The following is a 19,082-nucleotide window of genomic DNA, read 5'->3' as shown; positions in this document are numbered from 1 at the left end:
GTTGAGCGGCGATGGCCCGTATCGCTCACCTCTCCGATATCCACTTCGGCGCGCACGACGATCGCATCGTGCGCGCCACCGAGGCCTGGCTGGATGCCAACCGGCCCGATCTCGTCATCATCAGCGGCGATTTCACCCAGCGCGCGCGGATCGGGGAGTTTCGCGCCGCATCGGCCTATCTCGATCGGCTGCGGCGCGCGGGGCACAGGCTGCTGCTCGTCCCCGGCAATCACGATATCCCGCTCTACGATGTCGCGGCGCGTTTCCTGGCGCCGCTCGATCGCTACGAACGCCACATATCGGACACGCTGTGCCCGTGGTTCGAGAATGACGAGGTCGCGGTGCTCGGGCTGAACACCGCGCGCTCGCTCACGATCAAGGATGGTCGCATCAACCACGAACAGATCGCCCTGATGCGCGATCGGTTCAGCCGGGTGTCGCCGGACAAGATGCGTATCCTCGTCACCCACCACCCGCTCTTCGCCATGCCGATCGGCAAGGGCGGCGAATTGAGCGAGGCGGTCGGCCACCATGACGATGCGGTCGAGGCGGCCTGCGCGGCGGGCATCCATATCGCGCTCGCGGGGCATTTCCACCGCACCTATGCGGAGGAAGCGCGCAAGATGGTCGAAAAGGCCGGCGACGCGCTCGTCATCCAGGCGGGCACCGCCACCTCGACGCGGCTGCGCAACGACGAGCCGCAGAGCTTCAATTGGATCCATGCGAACGGCAGTGCGGATGTCGAGCTGCAGGTGGTCGTCTGGGATGGCGCCGGCTTCACCCGCGGCAACCATATCCGCTACCGCTCGATCGATGCCGTGTGGACACGCGAGGATTGCGACGACGCGGATGCCGCCCGCGTACCCCTGTCGTTCCAGCCGGGCTGACGAGGCGCCGTCAGGAGCGGCGTGCCCCGCGCCGGTTTCGCCCCGCGGTCATCGGATCGGGCTTGGGGGGCGGCTGCCAGCCCGGCGGCGGGGTCATGCGCTGCTGGCTGGTGCCGAGCCCCATCGCGCCGGGCTGCTGACGGACCAGCCCGGCCGGATCGGCCTCGGCGGCCTCCTCCGGGGTGGCGCCGCCGCGCATCAGGTTGATCCGGTCGCGCAGGCGCCGGGCCTCCTCGAAATCCAGCGCGCGCGCCGCGGCCTCCATCTTCTCGCGCAAGGTTTCGATCGTCTCGGTCATAGGTGCTTAACGTGCACGGCGTCGCTTCGGTGGCAAGAGCGTGGGAAAGCGTCGATCGCCTGACCGGGTGCCACGAAGTCCGTTCGTGTCGAGCGAAGTCGAGACGCGTTACGCGCCGTTCGCTTTGGTGCGCAGCGTCCCTCGACTTCGCTCGGGACGAACGGGTCGCATTTCGCGCTTGATGGTCTAGAAGATCGCATGGATTTCGATCAGCTCCTCATCCGCTTCCTCGGCACGACCGATCTGGCCACCCTGTCGCAGGACCAGATCCTCGCCGGGGTCGAGGCCCTGCGCGACCAGCTCGAGGTGGAGGCCGACGCCGGCGATCGCCTGTCGATCTGGTGCCTGCTCTACATGCTCGGTGCCGCGCCCGATCCGGACGAGGCGTTCGAGTCCGCGGGCGATCGTGCCGCGGCGCGCGATTTCGCGGCGTCGGTCGACGAGGATGACGACGAAGACTAGCCCGCTGCGGTGCGCTCAGGGCACCGTGACGACGTCGCCGAACGTGACCGGATAGCTGTTGAGCAGCGCGCGGCTGAGATCGGCCGCGACGACCGTGTCCGCGCCCTTCTTCGTCCCCGCCGCGCGGACGGTCACCGCCGCGCCGGTCCACAGGACGCCGTCCTCGCCGCGCTTGCTGATGCGCATGTCGAGCCGGATCCGCTGGAGCGGGACGAGCATGGTCTCGCCGTGCGACAGCGGCAGGGTGACGCCGCCGCCGACCGCGCTGCCACCCATGTTGGCCGAGGCTTTCCCGCGCGGCACCTTGGCCGATTGCGTGCCGACCTCGACGCGGGTCAGGGTCAGCTCGGCGACGTAGGCGGCGTGGCCCGGATCGTCGAGGATGGTGAAGCCCTTGGTCGCGAGCGCATCGTCCGCGGCCTCCCGGAACGAGGTGGTCGCGGCGCCGGTGGCGTCGGCGGGCGTGTTGAACGCGACCGCGATGGTGCCGCCGTTGGGCGGAGCGGCCGCCGCCAGCGGCGCCGTCCACACGGGCGCGAGGCAGGTTGCGACCGCGACGATCAGGCGATTGTGGGGGCTCATGACACACTCCGAGGCGGCCGGATGGGGGCCGCCTATCGGGCGATCATCGGCCTTAAGCCGACCTGAACGCTCGGATCGGCCTTTGCGCCTCAGGCGCGCATGGCGGGCACGCGAAAATGGCCCGCCGGGGCGTTACCGGCGGGCCACCTCGCGGCCGAAGAGTGAACCGCAATCGAAGCCCGCCGCTCCGGGGGTGGGGCGAGCCGGCTTCGTAAGCGGGCTATGAACCGCTCAGCTTACATCGAACTTACGGCGCAGCCCCCGGCTTGCGGCCCGCCAGGGCGCTTCCGATATTGCAGGCCCGGAGGAGTATCATGACACCCGAAGAGCGTAATCTGCTGACCCGTTTTCTCGACGATCTCGCGGCGACGCGCGGGGTGGCGAAGGATGCCGAGGCGGACGGGATGATCCGCCAGGCGCTCGCCGCCAACCCCGACGCAGCCTACGTGCTGGTCCAGCACGCCATCGTTGCCGATCAGTCGCTGCACGCCGCCCAGGCGCGCATTGCCGATCTGGAGGCACAGCTGCGCAATGCCGCGCCCCAGCCCCAGTCGACCAGCTTCCTGCCGCCGGCGGGCGGACCCTGGGGGCAGGCGCCGCGCCAGCCTTACTACCCGCCCTACAATCCGATGCCGCAGGATTACGAGCCGGCCCCGCCGCCGCAGCGCCCGGGCTTCTTCTCGGGCAATAGCGGGCTCGGCAGCTTCCTGCGCAATGCCGGCACCACCGCGGCCGGCGTCGCCGGGGGCGAGATGCTGTTTGCGGGCCTGTCCGATCTGTTCGGCAGCCACCAGCGCAGCGGCTTCCTGGGCGGCGGCGGCGCGCCCGAGGAGGTGATCGTCAACAACTTCTACGGCGATGGCGGCTTCGACGACGATGGCGATCTCGACGATCGCAGCGGCTGGTAAACGCTTCGCCGCGGATGGCTGAATAAAAGCTGCAGCCGCCATTCTCGGTCCGTTCAGAGCGACTCATTTACCCGCATCGGCGCCAGGGAGCGTTGATGTTGATGGAGAGTCGACATGATGAAGGGAGTGAAGGTGGCAACGGCCGCCGCTTTGTTGACCGTCGGGGCGATCGGTGCGGTGGCGCCGGCCGAGGCGCATGGGCCCGGCGTCGCGATCGGTGCGGGGCTGCTCGGCCTCGGCATCGGTGCCGCGATCGCCTCCGATCACCCGCACTATGCGGAATATGCCCCGCCCCCGCCGCCACCGCCGCCCGCTTATTACGCGCCGCCGCCGCCGGTCGTCTATTACGCGCCGCCCCGGCCGCACCGCGTGTGCAGCGTGCGCTATGACTGGTGGGGCTACCCGCACCAGCGTTGCTGGTGGTCAGCGCCCTATTGACGGCCGGTGGCTGTAACACCCCCCAGATGAGAGGAAAGGACAGTATGAAACGCACGATTCTGGCGATGACCGCCGGCCTGCTAGTGGCGGGTGCCGCCGTCGCGCAGCCCTATCCGCCGCGTGCCCCGTGGGATGCCGGCGCCTTCTGGCGCGGCGCCCCGGACAGCCCGCGCGAGCGCATCCAGTTCCTGCAGGACCGGGTGAATCGCGGCCTTGCCGACGGCAGCCTCAACCGCCGCGAAGCGATGCGGGTGAACCGCGAGCTCAACGGCGTGCGCCAGTGGATCCGCCGGATGCACTGGGAGGATGCAGGCCGCCTCACCCCCGATCAGCGCGCCCGTGTCCAGGACCGGCTCGACCAGATCAGCCGCCAGATCCGCTGGCTGCGCCACAACGGCTGGTAACACCCGAGCATGAAGGCCAACCCGCCCCTCCCCGTCACGTCGCGCTATGAGTCGTGTTCGCGGGACAGGGCGGGAACACCGCTGTCACAGTGTAGGTGCCGGTCCCGTCCGGTGCGCTGGTGACGCTATTGGGCGGCGGGACGTTGGCCTTGAACAGCGCCGTGACATTGGCGACCTCGCCCGGCGGTACTTTCGCGACGGTGTAGGTTCCGCAAGCCATCATGCCTCTCCTAATTGCCGATCTTGAGGGTAGGGTCTTGAAGCGCCCGTAGCCGAATGGGCTCCAGCGTGTTGCCGTTGGCCGTATCGCCGGACACCAGCATGGCGGGCGGATAGCCCTGACCGTTGAGGAATGGCTCTGGCTGCTTGTCCAGCCAGGCTTGCAGGGCCGCATAATGGGTCGGATCCACCTGACCGTTGGGGCTCAGCCAGGCGCGCAGCCTGACGGCGGAATCGCTGGTCGTGAACGCGAGGCTGCGCGTTGCGGCGATGAGATCGTCCGAGGCCTGCTTGCTGGTGGTGGCCTCCTGGGAAATCTTGTTGACGCTCGATGCGATGCTGCCCGCCCTGACGAGTTCCTTCAGATCGCCATTGGCGACTTTCAACGGATATTGGGCGTCGGGCAACGTCATGCCCTTGGCGATCCTCGCTTTCACGGTCGCGCGATTGGCCTCCATCCGGGCAAGCAGCGCCGGCAGCGTGCTCTTGAAATAGAGGTCCTTGTTGACGGCGCCCTGCGCCCCGACGATGCCACCCGACGCCGCGGCCAAGGCCGCCTTCGTGGCCGAACCGCCGGTCGTGGCGGCCAGGCCATTGAGGGCCAGGACAGCCAGATCGCTGCCGATCGACAAGGAATTGCTGGACGCGTTCAGGGCGCGTTCGAGGGTGTCGAAGTCATCCTCGATGACTTCCATCCTTCCGTTGATGATATTGTTGCGGGCCATTTGCCGTTGAGCGGGATCGGTCAAACCGTCATATGCGCTCTCGGTCTCGGCTCCATAATATTTGGTTCGCGTGTCCTCCCGTTGCGCGGACGTCTCCGGCCGGCGTTGATACCCCCCAATCGTCGTACAGCCCGAAAGCATCACGGTGGACAAGGCGATGCAGGTCACCCTTCTCCAAGGGTTAAGCGCGCAGTTTATCATTGGCCCCCCAATCGTCGAATCTCGAACGCGCGCGATCGTGTCTGATCGCCACGAGATCGAAAACTCGGCAAGAGGCTGGCGTTTCAGAGGCGAAAAGTCGAGCCCGAATCTTCGATACTATTCATTTTGAATATATTGCCCGCGCTATGGCGCTGACATGGGGTGGAGCGATGGTCACCAGCGGATAGACGAAGAGTATCCATCCATATCCATCAGGCGTACCTCTTTTGCACTTCTACCGACGCCAGGGATATCTGGACTTGCCCCGGACGGACGGGCCCATTTCGCCCGCGAGGGCGATCCGCGCCTGCGCGGACCGACTACGGGGAACGCGCCGCCCATGATGCCGTTGCTACCGCGTACCATGAGCCGCGTTGACTGCCGGTCGGTTATCCGACGCGAGGAGATCGATGCAGGCGTGGCGCTCCGCAGCAGAAACGGCAACAGGCCAGCCGCTACACCGTGGTCGGCCGGCTGCAGAAACGCGGCGACAAGGGGCAGCAGTCTTCGGCGATGTGGACCTTCAGCTACGATCCGATTTGAGGCGGGCGAGGACGTGGCCAGCCCCGGACACTGCTACGGGATCAGGGCAGCCTCGCGAAATGCAGCGTTACGCGCGGCATCGCCAGGATGAAGCCCTTGGCATTGTCATCGAAGGCCAGGGTATAGCCGCGGCCCGTATATTGGCCCGAACCCGTACGCACCAGCGGTTGCGGCACGCCCGGCTTGCCGTCGCGATCCGTGATCGTAACGGTGCCGCCCTGTTCCGTCAGCGCGAGACTATAGATCGCCTTCAGGTTGGGATTGCCGTAGCGCCCGTCCATCGACGAAGGCGGCGCGCCCTCGCTCACGGCCGGCACGCCTTCGTCGAGCGCGGCGAGCACGCCGTCGGCAACCTTGTCCGGATTATAGGCGCCATTGTTGCAGAGCATTGCCACACCGAACCTCTGCTCGCGGTCATAGCCGAACAACGTCTTGAACCCGCCGGCGGCCCCCGTGTGATGGAACCAGTGCGGACCGATCAGCAGAGCGCTGGCGTAGATCGGCCCTTGCCCGTGGTCCCGCACCGGGCTGCCGTCGGTGAACCGGCCGGGGGTGGTCAGCAGCCGAGTAATCTCGGCGGTCCACACCTTATGCCCGCTATCGATATCGTCATACCATTTGGCGAGATCGTTGACGGTGGTGATCAACCCGCCGCTCCCGCCGAACAGCGGATAATCGTCGGTCAGCGTCACCTTGCCGTCCTGCATGACATACCCCCGCGCGAAATTGGCGTCGGTGGTACGATTGCCCAGCATGACGAAGCTGCGGGTCATGCCCAGCGGCTTGAGCACATGACTGTTGACGTAAGACTCGAATTTTTCGCCTGAAACCTTCTCCACGACTTCGGAAAGCATCAGGTAACCGCCGTTCGTGTAATCGTAGGCGCTGCCGGGCGTGAACTTGGTATCGCGCTGCTGGAAGATCTCGGCCAGCGCCTGGGCCCGGGTCGCGCTGGACACCGGCTCGATCCCGTCGAGCTGCAGCAGCACCAGCGAGTCGCGGACGCCACCCGTCATGTTGAGCAGGTTCCGGATCGTCAGCGGATCGGGATAAGCGGGCAAGTCCGGCAAATAGCGGTGGACGTCATCATCCAGCCGCACCTTGCCCGCCACCACCAATTGCATGAGCGCGGCGGCGGTGAACTGCTTGGATACCGAAGCGGCGTAGAATTGCGTGTCCGAATTGATCCGCCGCGCGCTCGCAACGTCGGCATAGCCGTCGTTCAGCAGCAATTCGGTTTTGCCGCCACGGAACAGGCCGAGCGCGCAACCCGGCGCAAGCGCCCCGGCGGGAACGCCCAGCGCGGCCTTCACCGCGGCCACCTTGTCCGGCGCCGGTGACTGGGCCGTGGCCGAAGACGCCGGAAGCGAAGCCGCGACGAGGGCCAGCAGCGGCAAGGATCCAATCCAGTTCATGCGACTTCTCCCAGTGGGCCGTGGCCGGGAAGGAAGACTCCCGCCTTCCCGGAGAAAGGCATCAATATTTTACGCGGACCCCACCCATGAACTGGCGGCCGATCGTATCATACAGCGCGCGGGTCGTGCCGTATCCGCCCGCGCCGGTGATCGGTGGATCGTTGTCGAGCAGGTTCGCGACCGCGGCGAACAAGGCGATCTTGCTGCCGTCGCCGTGCGGGCGGAAGATCGTCACCTCGCCCGAAAGGTCGAAATAGACCCGCCCGTTGACGGTCAGCTGGTTGAGGCTGCTGGCGGTCAGCGTGCGATCGATATAGCCGCCGCCGACATAGCGCGCGGTGGCGCTGAGGCGCCAGCCGGGCGCGATGTAGTTGACGTTGGCATTCGCCTTCCACCGCGGATTGCCACCCAGGCCGGCAACGGTCGGCTGGACCACGCTGTCGTCCAGCCGGACCCGGTTGGTACCATCGTAGGTTTCGGTCTTGATCAGATAGTTTACCAGGCCCTGGAAGGTGATGTAATCTCGCCCACGCGGAATGGTATAGCCCAACTCGAAATCGATACCGCGCGTCATCGCGTAAGCGAGGTTGGTGGGCCCGCTGAACACGGTCGAAATCATTCCATTGCCGTCACGCGTGATGTATTGGCATGCCGACGTATTACTCGTGAAGCATTGCTGCACGATCGTGGCAGGCGTCAACTGGACGATCGCTTTTTTGATGTTGATATTATAATAATCGACCGAAATGCTCAGGCGAGGAATGAAAGTGGGCGTCAGCACCACGCCGCCGGTAAACGTCCTGGCGGCCTCGGGCTTCAGGTTGGGATTGCCGGCGGTCAGCGACGTGACCAGATAGCTTTGGCCCAGATAGCGGGGATCGAGATCGGTGACCGTAAGATTGGAACTGCCGCTCTTCTGGTTCAATTCCATCAGGTTGGGCGCGCGGATGTCGCGGGATTCGGTCGCGCGCAGCCGGATCGAATTGTTGATCGCATAGTCGACGCCGGCTTTCCAGGTCTCGACCGTTCCCGACGTACTATAGTCGGTGACGCGCCCGGCGACGTCGATGCTCAGCCTTTTGCCATAGGGGGAATCGGCAAGCAGCGGGACGAGCAGTTCCCCGAAGGCCTCTTTCACGCCGACTTTACCGGAATAGGGGATCGAGGGTGCGCTATAAGCGCCGGCCTGCGAGGCGGTATCGAAATTCACGTCCAGCGACTGGTGGCGATATTCTCCGCCCAGCGCGACCGATACCGGCCCCGCCCAGGTGGAGAAGGGTTCGCCGCGCAGGGTCAGCGAAAGCTCGTCCTGTTGGATATCGTTGATCGTCTCGGCGGTGCCGTTGACATATTTCAGCGCCGGGTTGCTGGGATCGACCGTGCCCATGATGTTCAGCGGGACGCAGCCGTTGCCCGGGTTGGTCAGCGTCGAACGGCAGATGGCCGAGCCGGGATGCGCCGGATCGGCCACCGCATCGATCGCCAGCGCGTATCTGGCGAGGATGCGGTTGTTCTGGCTGATATTGTCGTTGTAGTTGCGGCCATGGCCGTAATAGCCGTCGAACGCCCAGCTTTTGCCGAGCTCGCCATGGACGCCCATCGTGACCTGATAGACATCGGTATTGTAGCTGGTGAGCGTCCGCGCATTCTGGTTGGCGAGCTTGTTGACGGTAATCGATGAGACGTTGTTGGCCGCCAGCGTCGCGGCGAGGTCGCTCGGCAGGTAGAAATTGTTCGCCGCAATCGTGTAGCTGTAGGTCGAAGGAATACCGTCCTGCAGCGTATGGAAATGACTGTAGGACGCCTCGACGAAGGCCGTCCAGCCGGGCGCGAGATCCCCGCTCAGCTTGCCATAAGCGGTGTAGCGGGTGATCGGGGTGGCCCCCACCTGCTCGGCGACGCCGTTGACCCCGTCCCCGCCCAGCATCGTGCCCGACGTCACCATCGTGCCGAGCGCATAGGGCACCGCCTTGCCGGCATCGTTGAACTGGATGCCTTTCAGGTAGGACGGAAGGCCGGTGATGGTGTTGATCGACGAGCCGAAGCCGGGCTTGAAGACGACGCCGGTGATCACGCCGTTTGCCGTCGAATTGCTGTTGCGCAAGCCGCTGGTGACCAGGATCTGGCGCGGCTGGTCCGGCGTGCCCAGGCCGCCATTGCCGGCATTGGGATTGGCGAGCAGGCCGGCGCCGGCAGCGGCCCAGCGGCGGGCGTACAGGCGGGAAATTCCGGTATTGTCCGAATATTCGCCGGCGAGCACGAGGTGCAGGTGGTCGTTCAGCTTCACGCCGCCCGCCACCGACACCAGCACGTTGCGATAATCGCCCGCCCCGGCCTCGCCGCCCTGGATCGTCGCCTTGATGCCCTCCAGGTTCGCCTTGGTCTGAAGATTGACGACACCGGCGACGGCATCGGCACCATAGGCGGCGGAGGCGCCGCCGGTCACGATGTCGACCCGATCGATCAGCGCCTGGGGAATATTATTGAGGTTGATCGCGCCGGTCGCGTTGGAGGGCACGTAGCGGCGCCCGTCGAGCAGCACCAAGGTGCGCGCATAACCGAGGCCGCGCAGATCGAGATAGTTGCCGCCGACCTGGGTCCCGCCGCCGGCGTTCACCGCGCTGGTGGGTGTGAGCGAGGGACGCAGTGCCGGCATCTGGTTGATCGCGTCGGCGATATTGGGTGCGGAAACCCGGGCCAGCGTGCCGGAATCGAGCACGGTGACCGGCGTCGGCGTCTTGAAGCCGGTATTCCGCACCAGCGAGCCGGTGACCACGATATCCTGCGACGGCGCGGCGTCCGTCGCCTGGGTGCCGGGAGAGGCTTCCTGCGCGGGCGAGGCGCCGTTCTGGCCGTCGTCGGCGAAAGCGGGCGACGGCGCCAGCAGAATGGCCGCGCAACCGGCAAGACAGGCGGATCGAACGCGCGCGACATGGGAAGACGAATGAAACGCCATGATTTGCCCCCTGATTGTTTATTGCTCTCGGTCGAGGTCGGCGACCCGGCAGCGCAATGTCATTGAGCAAACGCAAGGAATCAATCGGATTTGCGTTTCGTCTCCGATAACCTCCAGTTATGATCGGAAGCGGCAATTGCCCGGCCGAGTTTCGGAAGCCACGCTTCGGTTATCCGCTGATAAGTACGGACGGGCCCATTTTCGGCCATCAAAGGTGCTATTGAGCTTCCCGGAAGCAGGCGCCTGTATCTTGCTTGACGCCCTTGCGGGAGCAGCCGGGTGGAGTCAGCGCGGAGAGCGCCGCAGTTCCAGTTCATCGAAGTATGTGCGTATGTTATTGATGTCATCCTTGCGGCGCTCGCCGGCGTTGGCCCCACAGAACTCGACGCGGATCCGGTTATCCCTTAGATCATAATCGCCCGACGCCATCCTAATGGGCCGATCATCGAGGTTTACCCAAGCAGCCGGCGCGGTAACTTGCCGCCCGACTTGGACTTCCGGCGTGCCGGCTTCCTCAAAATGAAAGTCTATAATTTGTGTGTAAGCCGTCCTATTCGGAAGGAGGTGAAAGGCATAGGATCGCGACCATTGACCCAGGCGGCCAATACAAGGCTGGCCAGCAATAAGTCGCTCCACACGATCCACGATTTCGCGGCTTGGCCGGGGTTGTTGCGCTGCCCAGGCTTGATACCATGCAGTTATTCGCTGCTCCCCGGTCTGCGGAATCGCGACGGGCGCTACCCGGTGGCAACCCACAAGCCCGCAGGCAGCAATCAGGAACGCAGATCTTCCCACGATCTCAACGTGTGTCATGCGCTTTTAATTTGCGCCAGTGTGCTCCCATGATCGATCGTGTCGTCGATGTGCGATGACGCACAACCAGACATTCGCGACACGCGCTTGCCTTCCCGGGTCCCGCCGTTTGTTCATGTAGACCTACGGCCGTTTTCGGCGACTTGGATAGACTCCCGAATGGCTCAGCATGGTGGATAATGCTCCGGCAGGTTTCGGAGCCGCGCTGCGGAAAGCGGACGCTAACGTATCCGCTTGCTCTCTCGTTCGCCCGTGATGCTTATCACTTTGCCTTCGCCGTATCTCTCTTCAAGGAGGCGCTTGGCGTCGAGAAGGCTCTCGGCTTCCACTGACGCCCGGTCGTGAACGTCATCCGGACCAGAGCGCTGGATCAAGGCGTGGTAAAGCCCCTTCACGAGCCGATCCAATGCAGTTGATCGACGAAAGCTTCAAATCGAGGAACCGTCGCTTCGGGCGGCACCTCGCGATGCCACTGCCTCGCGGGTATTGCCGTATCGAAGTATCGAAACTCGACCGCGCCGGAAGCCAAGGGAGATACCCGGAGATAGGGGCCGGAATAGGGAATGGCGTCGGTCTGCTGAATGCAAAGGTCAAACATTGAGACCCATCCAAAAAGCTTTGATGACAGCGGGCCGTCGGCGACAGTGACCGCCAACTGCTCAATACCATCGAGCGCTGACGAAAACATATCGGCCGAACGGTCACCCTTTCGGAAGCGATAGCGCTCGACAATGTGCGACCACGTCATGCTTCTCAACGACGGTGACGTATCCCGGTCCATGCCACAACGCTGCGCTAACGGCGGGTTTTGGGCAAGCGCCGTCAGCGGCAGAATGGCCGGAACTGGGGCGTTATCGGCCTCTCTTTCGTTGCGCTGCGAAGGCAGTAGCCGACCGGCAGCTTCGCGGCCGCAGGAACCCATACCCAGCCATCCGGCTAGCGAAGGGCGCTTCCCAAATGCGGACATCTGTTCATCCCAATCGAACGGCGGCATCTGTGGTCCGGCCGACGCGCTCGGGAACGGCCGAGACTGCGTCGATGGCGGTCATCGAGTAGGCTGTACAGCATGCGATGCGGCCGCTTGTGCTCGATAGGCAGCGGCGTCATCATCAGCCCAAAGATCGCCTGGGGAGGATCGCCATGAATGCACCGGCCAACGCGACCGCGCCCAAGGCTGCGCGTCGGTTCAGGCCGTCATTCTACCTCTGGATGACGCTGGCGATGGCGTTCTTCGTCTTCGGCGGATTTGGCATGAGCTACATCGTGCCGATGAGCCGGGGCGCGTTCCCGCCGGCGCCGCCGATCGTGCACCTGCACGGATTGATCTTCTTCTCCTGGATGCTGCTGCTGATCACGCAATCGGCGCTGGTCGGTGCCGGAAAGGTCAGACTGCACCGCAGCTTCGGCACCTGGGGCATCGCCCACGGCACCGCGATCATCGTGATCGGCCTCATGCTGCAGCTGATCGCGACCCGGCGGGCCATGGACAAGGGTTTCGCCGCGGGGACCGACGGCCTCTATTTGGGGTTGTGCGCTTTCGTCGGCTTCTCGACGATGTTCGCCCTGGCGATCCGCAACACCCACCGGCCCGACGTGCACCGGCGCATGATGCTGTTCGCCATGCTCCCGGTGCTGCCGCCGGGGGTGAACCGGTTCTGGTCCCACGCGTTTGGCCTGGAACCGATTCCTGTGGTGCCGCTGTACGCAACGTTATGGTCGATGGCGGCGGCCATCCTGATCCACGAATGGCGCGGCAGGGGGCGGATCAGCGGCTATTCGCTATTCGGCGCCGGCTGGATCGTCATCGAGGGCGTGCTTCACAAGATCGTGGTGCATTCGCCGCCTTTCGATCGTCTTGCTGCGGTCATCCTCGGCATGGTCTACTATCGCTAGGCCCGATTGCCGGCCGGCCGGCATGAGGACGTAAAGGTGACATGCGACATCCCCGGCCAGGCAAGCTCGGTGTCGGTAGTGGCTACCAATTTCAGCGGTTATGCGGTCGTTGGTAATGAGGGAGCCTCAACATATCGGATGATGCTCTGATCTTGGACGCTGGCGATCAGTTCATCGACGCGGCACAATAGTCGTTGTAACAAAGGCGATGTATTTGCTTCGGAGTATCCAAGAGTAAGATCAACTGTCGGGGTGTCGCCCTCGAGCGCTCTGGCAACAACGTTCGGCGTCAGCATGTTTTGGGCGTAGAGAGGAACGAGGGTTATTCCGCCGCTGGATGCGACCAACGACATTGCCGACGATATGTTCTCGCCCTCATACATCGGCTTGAGAGTGATCCCGGCCCGTAATGCGTAGTCGTCGATGACGGATTGCAATACGGGCGAGGTTCTCGCTGAACTGACGTACGTCTCGCGGGCGAGATCTTGCGGCGCGATCCTTTTGCGGGACGCCAGGTGGTGACCTACCGGCAGCACGGCGACCAAGGGTTCCTTTGCGAGCAGTTTAAATGAAATGCCCACGCTCTGCTTCTCGGGGCGCAGGAAGGCCATATCCAACTTCCCGCGCATCAACGTGAGCGCGAGCTCCGGCGAAGACAGACTACAGAGCGTGACTTCGGTCTGTGGTGCCTCTTCGCGAATTATGCGCAGCAGGTGAGGTAGCCAGGTCACCTCCAGCCCGACCAGGAACCCGATCGAAAGCACGGGTCTTTTTGGCTGCGCCGCCCGCTGCGCCCCATCTATGGCTGCCTCCACCTGCAGGAGTGCCAGCCTGGCGTGATCCAGGAAAACACGACCTGCCGGTGTGACCGCAATACCGCGCGCCTGCCGTTCCAGCAGCTCCACGCCGATCTCGGCTTCGAGATCGCGGATCTGCCTGCTCAAGGACGGCTGGGATGTGTTCAGTCGCTTCCTGGCGGCATGGAGCAAGCTGCCCTCTTCCGCGACCGCTACGAAGTAACGCAAATGACGAAGTTCCATCGCGATCGTCCTATACCTTCCAGGTATAGCTTGGACGTACAAAGTCTTTGTCGGGTTTAGAAGCTGATTTTACCATTGCGTCCTCGATCATCAGCGGCACGGCGAAGGACCAGACAATGCCTACCATTACCACCAAGGACGGCGTGAACATCTACTACAGGGATTGGGGATCGGGTCAGCCGATCGTGTTCAGCCACGGCTGGCCGCTGTCGGCGGACGACTGGGACGCCCAGATGACCTTCTTCCTCGGTCACGGCTTCCGGGTGATCGCCCACGACAGACGCGGGCACGGCCGCTCCGACCAGCCCGGCACGGGCAACGACATGGAGCACTGGGTTGCCGACCTCGCGGCCCTGACCGAATACCTCGACCTGCGCGACGCAGTCCACATCGGGCATTCGACGGGCGGCGGCGAGGTGGCTCGCTATGTCGCGCGCCATCAGGAGCGCGTCGCGAAGGCGGTGCTGGTCGCTTCACTGACGCCGAATATGTATCGGAGCGAGGACAACCCGTCCGGTCAACCGCCCGAGTGGTTCGAAGCGATCCGGGCAGGCGTGCTGGGCAACCGGTCGGAGTTCTTCCGTTTCGTGCCCGAGAATCCCTTTTACGGCTACAATCTCGACGGGGCCAAGCCCTCGGAGCCAGTGATCGCGAACTGGTGGCGCCAGGGCATGGCCGGGGGCGCGCTCGCTCACCACGCGACTGTCGACTCTTGGCTCGAAGATTATACCGATGACCTCAAAAGGATCACCGTACCGGTGCTGGTGATGCACGGTGAGGCCGATCAAGTCGTCCCGTTTGCAAGTTCGGTTCCGCGGGCGGTCGACCTGCTCGAGAAGGGGTCGCTGAAGACGTATCCCGGCTATCCCCACGGCATGCTGACCACACATGCGGACGTCCTCAACCCGGACCTGCTCTCGTTCATCAGGTCTTGACGGCAGCTTTCACCATCAGTGCGTTTCGAGCTGTAGAATAAGGGAGGGTGGGCTGGGGTTCGGTATCCTGGAGAAACGGATAATTACCTCCACCCTCCCACGAAAATTTGCCGGCTGAAACGGGCGACGCGCTACCGCCCGCCCGTTCCGCTGACGCGCCACACCACGTTGCCCACGTCGTCCGCCACCAGCAGCGCGCCGGTGCGATCGAGCGCCACGCCGACCGGCCGCCCGCGCACGGTCTTTTTGTCAGGCGCAAGGAAATCGGTCACGACCGGGACCGGCGCTCCGTTCGGCCGCCCGTTGACGAACGGCACGAAGATCACCTGATAGCCGTTGAGCGGATCGCGGTCCCAGCTGCCATGTTCGCCGACGAACGCGCCGTCGGCGAATTGCGGCGACAGGGTCTCGTTCTGGCTGAAGGTGACGCCCAGCGCCGCGACATGCGAGCTCAGGCCATAATCGGGCTTGATCGCCTTCGCCACCATCGCCGGATTTTGCGGATGGACGCGGACGTCGACATGTTGTCCCCAGTACGAATAAGGCCAACCGTAGAAGCCCCCTTCCCTGATCGACGTCAGATAATCGGGGACGAGATCGGGCCCGATTTCGTCGCGTTCGTTGACGACCGCGAACAGCTGCCCGGTGCCGGGCTGGATGGCGAGATTGGTCGGGTTGCGCGTGCCGGTCGCATAGATGCGCTTGGCGCCGGTCAGCCGATCGACCTCATAGATCGCCGCCCGCCCTTCCTCGACGTCCATCCCGTTTTCGGTGATGTTGCTGTTCGATCCGACGCCGACATAGAGCTTCGATCCGTCGGGGTTCGCCACCATCGACTTGGTCCAATGGTGGTCGATCGGGCCCGCCGGCAGATCGGTGAGCTTGACGCCGGGCGCGGTGATCTTCGTCTGCCCGGGCGTGAACGGGAATGCGATGATCGCGTCGGTATTGGCGACGTACAACGTCCCCGCCACCCACGCGACGCCATAAGGCGAGTGCAATTTGTCGACGAGCACGGTCTTGAGCTCGGGAATGCCGTCGCCATTGGCGTCGCGCAGCAGGGTGATGCGGTTGCCGCCCTTGGCCGCGGCACCGGCGCGCGCCTTGACCTTGCCCTGGATATAATCCTTCGGCCGGAACGGCTTGCTGCCGGGTCCGTTGCTTTCGACGACCAGGATATCGCCGTTGGGCAGCGGGTAGACGATGCGCGGATGCATCAGTCCGGTCGCGATCGCCTGGATATGCAGACCGGCGGGCACGGTCGGGGTCTCGCCCTTCTTCCAGCCGACCACCTGCGGCACGTGCATCGGCGGGACGAGATATTGGTGCGGCTCGGGCAGGACGGGATCGGGCCCATATTGTTTCGCCGGATCGCCGCCCTTGCCGCTGCAGGCGGCCAGCACGGCGAGGAGCGTGAGGGCCGGGATCGCGCGAACCGAACGGAGGGTCATGCCATGTCTCCCCGGCCAGCGCGGCCGATCGCGGTGACGCGCCAGCCGCGCAGGCCGGCGACCAGCAGCAGCAGCGTGACGATGATCGACAGGGTGATGCCGGTCGGCACGACCGAGGTCCATGCGTCGCGCGTATGCACGAAGACGTTGACCAGCGAGAGGATCGCAGCGCCCGCGAGCAGGCCGAAATCGAGCCAGCGAATTGGCCCGGTCCGGCCGAGCGCGAGCTCGATCAGCAGGACGATCGCGGCGATCAGCGCGAGCACGAGCCCGCCCGTGATCAGCCAGGCGGAGAAATTGGCCCACTGCATCAGCGCATTGCTGGAATACATCGCGTCGGTGGCCAGCGCCGCCATCAGCAGCGCGCCGCCGAGCCCGACGAAGAAGGGGTGCCATGGTCCCGGAACAGGGCCGGTGCCCGCTCGCCTCGCCATATCTCTCTCCCTGCGGCGCAACCGCGATCAGGTGCGATGCGCGCTACCCAAACAAGGCGCGATGCTAGCAGTTCCCGACTGCTGCGGACAGCCGAATGGAGCGATGACCCGGCCTATCGCGTCCCCGCCCCGAAATGTACCGTCCCGCTCACCCCCCAGGTGCGCGGCTTGGCGTAGACGCCCGCAACCGTGCCATCGAACAAGGTGTTGTCGTAGCCGTAGACCCGGTATTGCTCCTTGAAGAGATTGTTCACGAACGCCGCAATCTCCCACGCGCCGCTCTGCGGCCCGAAGCCGATGCGCGCATTGGCGACGTTGTAGGCGCCCTCGCGCTCGACCGGCGCGCACAGCACGGTGAAGCAGAAGCTGCCCGAATGCTGCACGTCGCCCTGGATCGACGCCATCCCGCCCGCAATCGCGAATTCGTAGCGCGCCACCGCGCTGCCGGAGAATTTGGGGGTCTGCGGCAGGCGGTGGTTCACGATCGTCGCGAGATCGGGCAGCTCGACATGCTTGACTTGCGTATCGAGCAGCGAGCCGCTGAGCTGGAGCGTCAGCCCGCGCACCGGGCGGGTCGCGAAATCGGCTTCGATGCCCTTCGAGCGCGCCGGCAGATTCACCACCGTCTGCACCGCGCCATATTGGGCGAAGGCCTGATAATCGTGATAATTATAATAGAAAGCAGCGAGGTTGAGCGTCGTGCCCGGCGCCAGGGTCAGCTTGCTGCCGATCTCGTAGGCATCCAGCGTCTCGGGCTTGTAGGCGATGCCGTTGAGGGTCGCGACCTCGGCGCCGGGAAAGGGCGTGCCGGTCGAAAAGGTGAAGCCACCGCTCTTCGATCCGCGATTGTAGCTCGCATAGAGCAGCACGCTATCGACCGGTTTGTAATCCAGTTCCGCCCGCGCGGTGACGCCCGAGAAGCTCGGCGCCGCATCCGACGGCGTGGCGGTGATGCCGCCCATCGGATTGGTCACGCCGTTCTCGGTGTAGGACACGTTGTGCGAATTGTAGGTGATGGTGATGTCGGAGTAACTGGTCTCCGAGCCGAAATAACTGCCCTTCTTCTTGTCGTGCCAGTAACGCAGGCCGCCGATCAGCTTGATCTGGTCGGTCAGCTTCCATTCGTCCTGCGCGAAGAAGGCGAATGACGAGGTGCGCTGCGAGAAGGCGACGGTCGGATCGTAGCCGTAGAACAGATCGGCATATTTGCCGGTATAATGCCCGCTGATGTGCATGCCGTAAGCGCCGATCGTCAGGTGATTGGCGCCGAAATCGCCCTGCAGCCGCAATTCTTCCGAAACCTGATCGAGCTTCGATCCCTGGTAGAAATAGACGCCGGAGGCGGGCGAGGAATTGCCGTCCTCGGTGTAGAATTTGGTGCCGTGCTGGTAATCGGTGATCGAGGTCAGGCTGAGCGGGCCGCCGAGATCGGCATCGACGCGGAAGGTCGCGCCGAACAATTTGCGATCGACATAGCTCGGATCGGTCGCGGCGGTCTTGTACGGATCGCCGCCGCGGGCGGGGTTGATCGCGTCGTTGCGATAGCCCGCCCCGGTCTCGCCCGGGCCCGATCCCCAGTAAGCGCAGCTGTCGTTGGGGGCGAGCACCTCGCCCTGGAATTGCGCGTTGGGGCAACTCGCGACCAGCGAATAGAGGCCCGCCTGCCGCTCCTTCGGCGCGCGCAGGTAGCGGACGGTCAATTTGGTCTGGATACTGCTGGTCGGCTGCCAGGCAAGGATGCCGCGCAGCGCCCAGTGATTGTTGGCGCCGCGCGCGGGCAGGCCGGGATTGATGTTGACGATGTAGCCCTTGTCGCGATCGCGGATGCCGGCGAGGCGGAACTGGAGCGTGTCGGTGATCGGCCCCGAGATCGCGCCTTCGGTCAGAAGCTGGCCGTAGCTTCCGGTCGTGACGCTCAGATAGCCGCCGAAATCCTTGGTCGGCTGGTTCGAGACGAACTGGACCGCGCCACCCGTCGCGTTGCGGCCGAACAATGTGCCCTGCGGCCCGCGTAACACCTCGACCCGGGCGAGATCGAAGGTCGGGAAGCTCGCGGTGTTGATCGAGCTCGAATAGGCGTCGTCCTGATAGACCGCGACCGGCGGCTCCTGTTGATCGCCATAATCGTTCTGCGAGACGCCGCGGATGTTGAACACCACCTGCGCCGAGGAATAAGCGTTCATCTTCAAGGTCGGCACCGCACGCGTCAGATCGGTGGCGTCGTTGATATTGAGATCGGTCAGCGTCTTGTTCGACAGCGCCGTGACGGCGATGCCGACATCCTGCAGCCGCTGCTCGCGCCGCTGCGCGGTGACGACGATATCGCCCATCGGATCGGCCGCCGGGGGCGGAGCGGCGGTCTGCGCGACCGATGCCGCCATGGGGATCGTCATCGCCAGCGCGGCCAGCGCGGCCCCGCTTTGCAAGCCCAACCCGAACGATCCACGCCGCGTCGCCATAGGAGCCCCTTCGCTGATG

General features: G+C 64.5%; 19 protein-coding genes. 7 read left to right on the top strand and 12 right to left on the bottom strand.

The window, feature by feature from the left end:
- Window positions 1-11 precede the first annotated feature (11 nt).
- A complete protein-coding gene (locus AB4Z44_RS02030) occupies window positions 12-887 on the top strand; it encodes a metallophosphoesterase family protein (protein WP_404712423.1) in 876 nt (291 codons plus the stop codon).
- Between the two features lie 10 nt (window positions 888-897).
- Here the strand turns inward: AB4Z44_RS02030 and AB4Z44_RS02025 are convergent, their stop codons facing one another.
- A complete protein-coding gene (locus AB4Z44_RS02025) occupies window positions 898-1,185 on the bottom strand; it encodes a UvrB/UvrC motif-containing protein (RefSeq protein ID WP_404712422.1) in 288 nt (95 codons plus the stop codon).
- A gap of 198 nt (window positions 1,186-1,383) precedes the next feature.
- On the opposite strand from AB4Z44_RS02025, the gene AB4Z44_RS02020 reads away from it, so the two are divergent.
- Window positions 1,384-1,647, top strand: coding sequence for a hypothetical protein (locus AB4Z44_RS02020; protein ID WP_404712421.1), 264 nt, complete (start codon window positions 1,384-1,386; stop codon window positions 1,645-1,647).
- Window positions 1,648-1,662: 15 nt separating this feature from the next.
- On the opposite strand, the gene AB4Z44_RS02015 is transcribed toward AB4Z44_RS02020, so the two are convergent.
- On the bottom strand, window positions 1,663-2,229 hold the full coding sequence (locus AB4Z44_RS02015) for a hypothetical protein (RefSeq protein ID WP_404712420.1): 567 nt from the start codon (window positions 2,227-2,229) through the stop codon (window positions 1,663-1,665).
- A gap of 314 nt (window positions 2,230-2,543) precedes the next feature.
- On the opposite strand from AB4Z44_RS02015, the gene AB4Z44_RS02010 reads away from it, so the two are divergent.
- The 3 genes from AB4Z44_RS02010 (at window position 2,544) to AB4Z44_RS02000 (ending at window position 3,979) form a co-directional block, all read left to right on the top strand.
- Window positions 2,544-3,137: a DUF2076 domain-containing protein gene (locus tag AB4Z44_RS02010; RefSeq protein WP_404712419.1), complete on the top strand. Its 594-nt coding sequence runs from the start codon at window positions 2,544-2,546 to the stop codon at window positions 3,135-3,137.
- A gap of 114 nt (window positions 3,138-3,251) precedes the next feature.
- Window positions 3,252-3,575 (top strand): hypothetical protein, encoded by a 324-nt coding sequence (locus AB4Z44_RS02005; RefSeq protein WP_404712418.1) that lies wholly within the window; start codon window positions 3,252-3,254, stop codon window positions 3,573-3,575.
- A gap of 44 nt (window positions 3,576-3,619) precedes the next feature.
- Window positions 3,620-3,979, top strand: coding sequence for a hypothetical protein (locus AB4Z44_RS02000; protein WP_404712417.1), 360 nt, complete (start codon window positions 3,620-3,622; stop codon window positions 3,977-3,979).
- 34 nt (window positions 3,980-4,013) lie between these two features.
- On the opposite strand, the gene AB4Z44_RS01995 is transcribed toward AB4Z44_RS02000, so the two are convergent.
- From AB4Z44_RS01995 to AB4Z44_RS01970, 6 genes are all read right to left on the bottom strand, one after another.
- Entirely contained in the window at window positions 4,014-4,202 is a 189-nt protein-coding gene (locus tag AB4Z44_RS01995; RefSeq protein WP_404712416.1) for a hypothetical protein, read from the bottom strand.
- 7 nt (window positions 4,203-4,209) lie between these two features.
- On the bottom strand, window positions 4,210-4,923 hold the full coding sequence (locus tag AB4Z44_RS01990) for a hypothetical protein (RefSeq protein WP_404712415.1): 714 nt from the start codon (window positions 4,921-4,923) through the stop codon (window positions 4,210-4,212).
- A 785-nt stretch (window positions 4,924-5,708) separates the two neighbouring features.
- Entirely contained in the window at window positions 5,709-7,082 is a 1,374-nt protein-coding gene (locus AB4Z44_RS01985; RefSeq protein WP_404712414.1) for a serine hydrolase domain-containing protein, read from the bottom strand.
- 61 nt (window positions 7,083-7,143) lie between these two features.
- Window positions 7,144-10,038 (bottom strand): TonB-dependent receptor plug domain-containing protein, encoded by a 2,895-nt coding sequence (locus AB4Z44_RS01980; RefSeq protein WP_404712413.1) that lies wholly within the window; start codon window positions 10,036-10,038, stop codon window positions 7,144-7,146.
- Between the two features lie 285 nt (window positions 10,039-10,323).
- Window positions 10,324-10,851, bottom strand: a complete 528-nt coding sequence (locus AB4Z44_RS01975; RefSeq protein ID WP_404712412.1) for a hypothetical protein — start codon at window positions 10,849-10,851, stop codon at window positions 10,324-10,326.
- 391 nt (window positions 10,852-11,242) lie between these two features.
- Window positions 11,243-11,845: a hypothetical protein gene (locus AB4Z44_RS01970; protein ID WP_404712411.1), complete on the bottom strand. Its 603-nt coding sequence runs from the start codon at window positions 11,843-11,845 to the stop codon at window positions 11,243-11,245.
- 146 nt (window positions 11,846-11,991) lie between these two features.
- Between AB4Z44_RS01970 and AB4Z44_RS01965 the strand changes: the two genes are divergently transcribed.
- On the top strand, window positions 11,992-12,744 hold the full coding sequence (locus AB4Z44_RS01965; protein ID WP_404712410.1) for a hypothetical protein: 753 nt from the start codon (window positions 11,992-11,994) through the stop codon (window positions 12,742-12,744).
- 98 nt (window positions 12,745-12,842) lie between these two features.
- On the opposite strand, the gene AB4Z44_RS01960 is transcribed toward AB4Z44_RS01965, so the two are convergent.
- Window positions 12,843-13,784 (bottom strand): LysR family transcriptional regulator, encoded by a 942-nt coding sequence (locus tag AB4Z44_RS01960; RefSeq protein ID WP_404712409.1) that lies wholly within the window; start codon window positions 13,782-13,784, stop codon window positions 12,843-12,845.
- Between the two features lie 116 nt (window positions 13,785-13,900).
- Between AB4Z44_RS01960 and AB4Z44_RS01955 the strand changes: the two genes are divergently transcribed.
- Window positions 13,901-14,719 (top strand): alpha/beta fold hydrolase, encoded by an 819-nt coding sequence (locus tag AB4Z44_RS01955; protein ID WP_404712408.1) that lies wholly within the window; start codon window positions 13,901-13,903, stop codon window positions 14,717-14,719.
- A 131-nt stretch (window positions 14,720-14,850) separates the two neighbouring features.
- Here AB4Z44_RS01955 and AB4Z44_RS01950 read toward each other — a convergent pair whose 3' ends face one another.
- The 3 genes from AB4Z44_RS01950 to AB4Z44_RS01940 all read right to left on the bottom strand — a co-directional run bounded on the left by AB4Z44_RS01950 (window position 14,851) and on the right by AB4Z44_RS01940 (window position 19,063).
- On the bottom strand, window positions 14,851-16,170 hold the full coding sequence (locus AB4Z44_RS01950; RefSeq protein ID WP_404712407.1) for a PQQ-dependent sugar dehydrogenase: 1,320 nt from the start codon (window positions 16,168-16,170) through the stop codon (window positions 14,851-14,853).
- Entirely contained in the window at window positions 16,167-16,604 is a 438-nt protein-coding gene (locus AB4Z44_RS01945; RefSeq protein ID WP_404712406.1) for a DUF2231 domain-containing protein, read from the bottom strand. Before AB4Z44_RS01945 ends, AB4Z44_RS01950 begins: the two co-directional genes overlap by 4 nt.
- Window positions 16,605-16,717: 113 nt before the next feature.
- On the bottom strand, window positions 16,718-19,063 hold the full coding sequence (locus AB4Z44_RS01940) for a TonB-dependent receptor (RefSeq protein ID WP_404712405.1): 2,346 nt from the start codon (window positions 19,061-19,063) through the stop codon (window positions 16,718-16,720).
- Window positions 19,064-19,082: the final 19 nt, after the last annotated feature.

The sequence above is a fragment of the Sphingomonas sp. MMS24-J13 genome, from assembly GCF_044905095.1.
Lineage (GTDB): Bacteria > Pseudomonadota > Alphaproteobacteria > Sphingomonadales > Sphingomonadaceae > Sphingomonas_I.
This window is presented reverse-complemented; position numbering and strand designations above follow the sequence as displayed.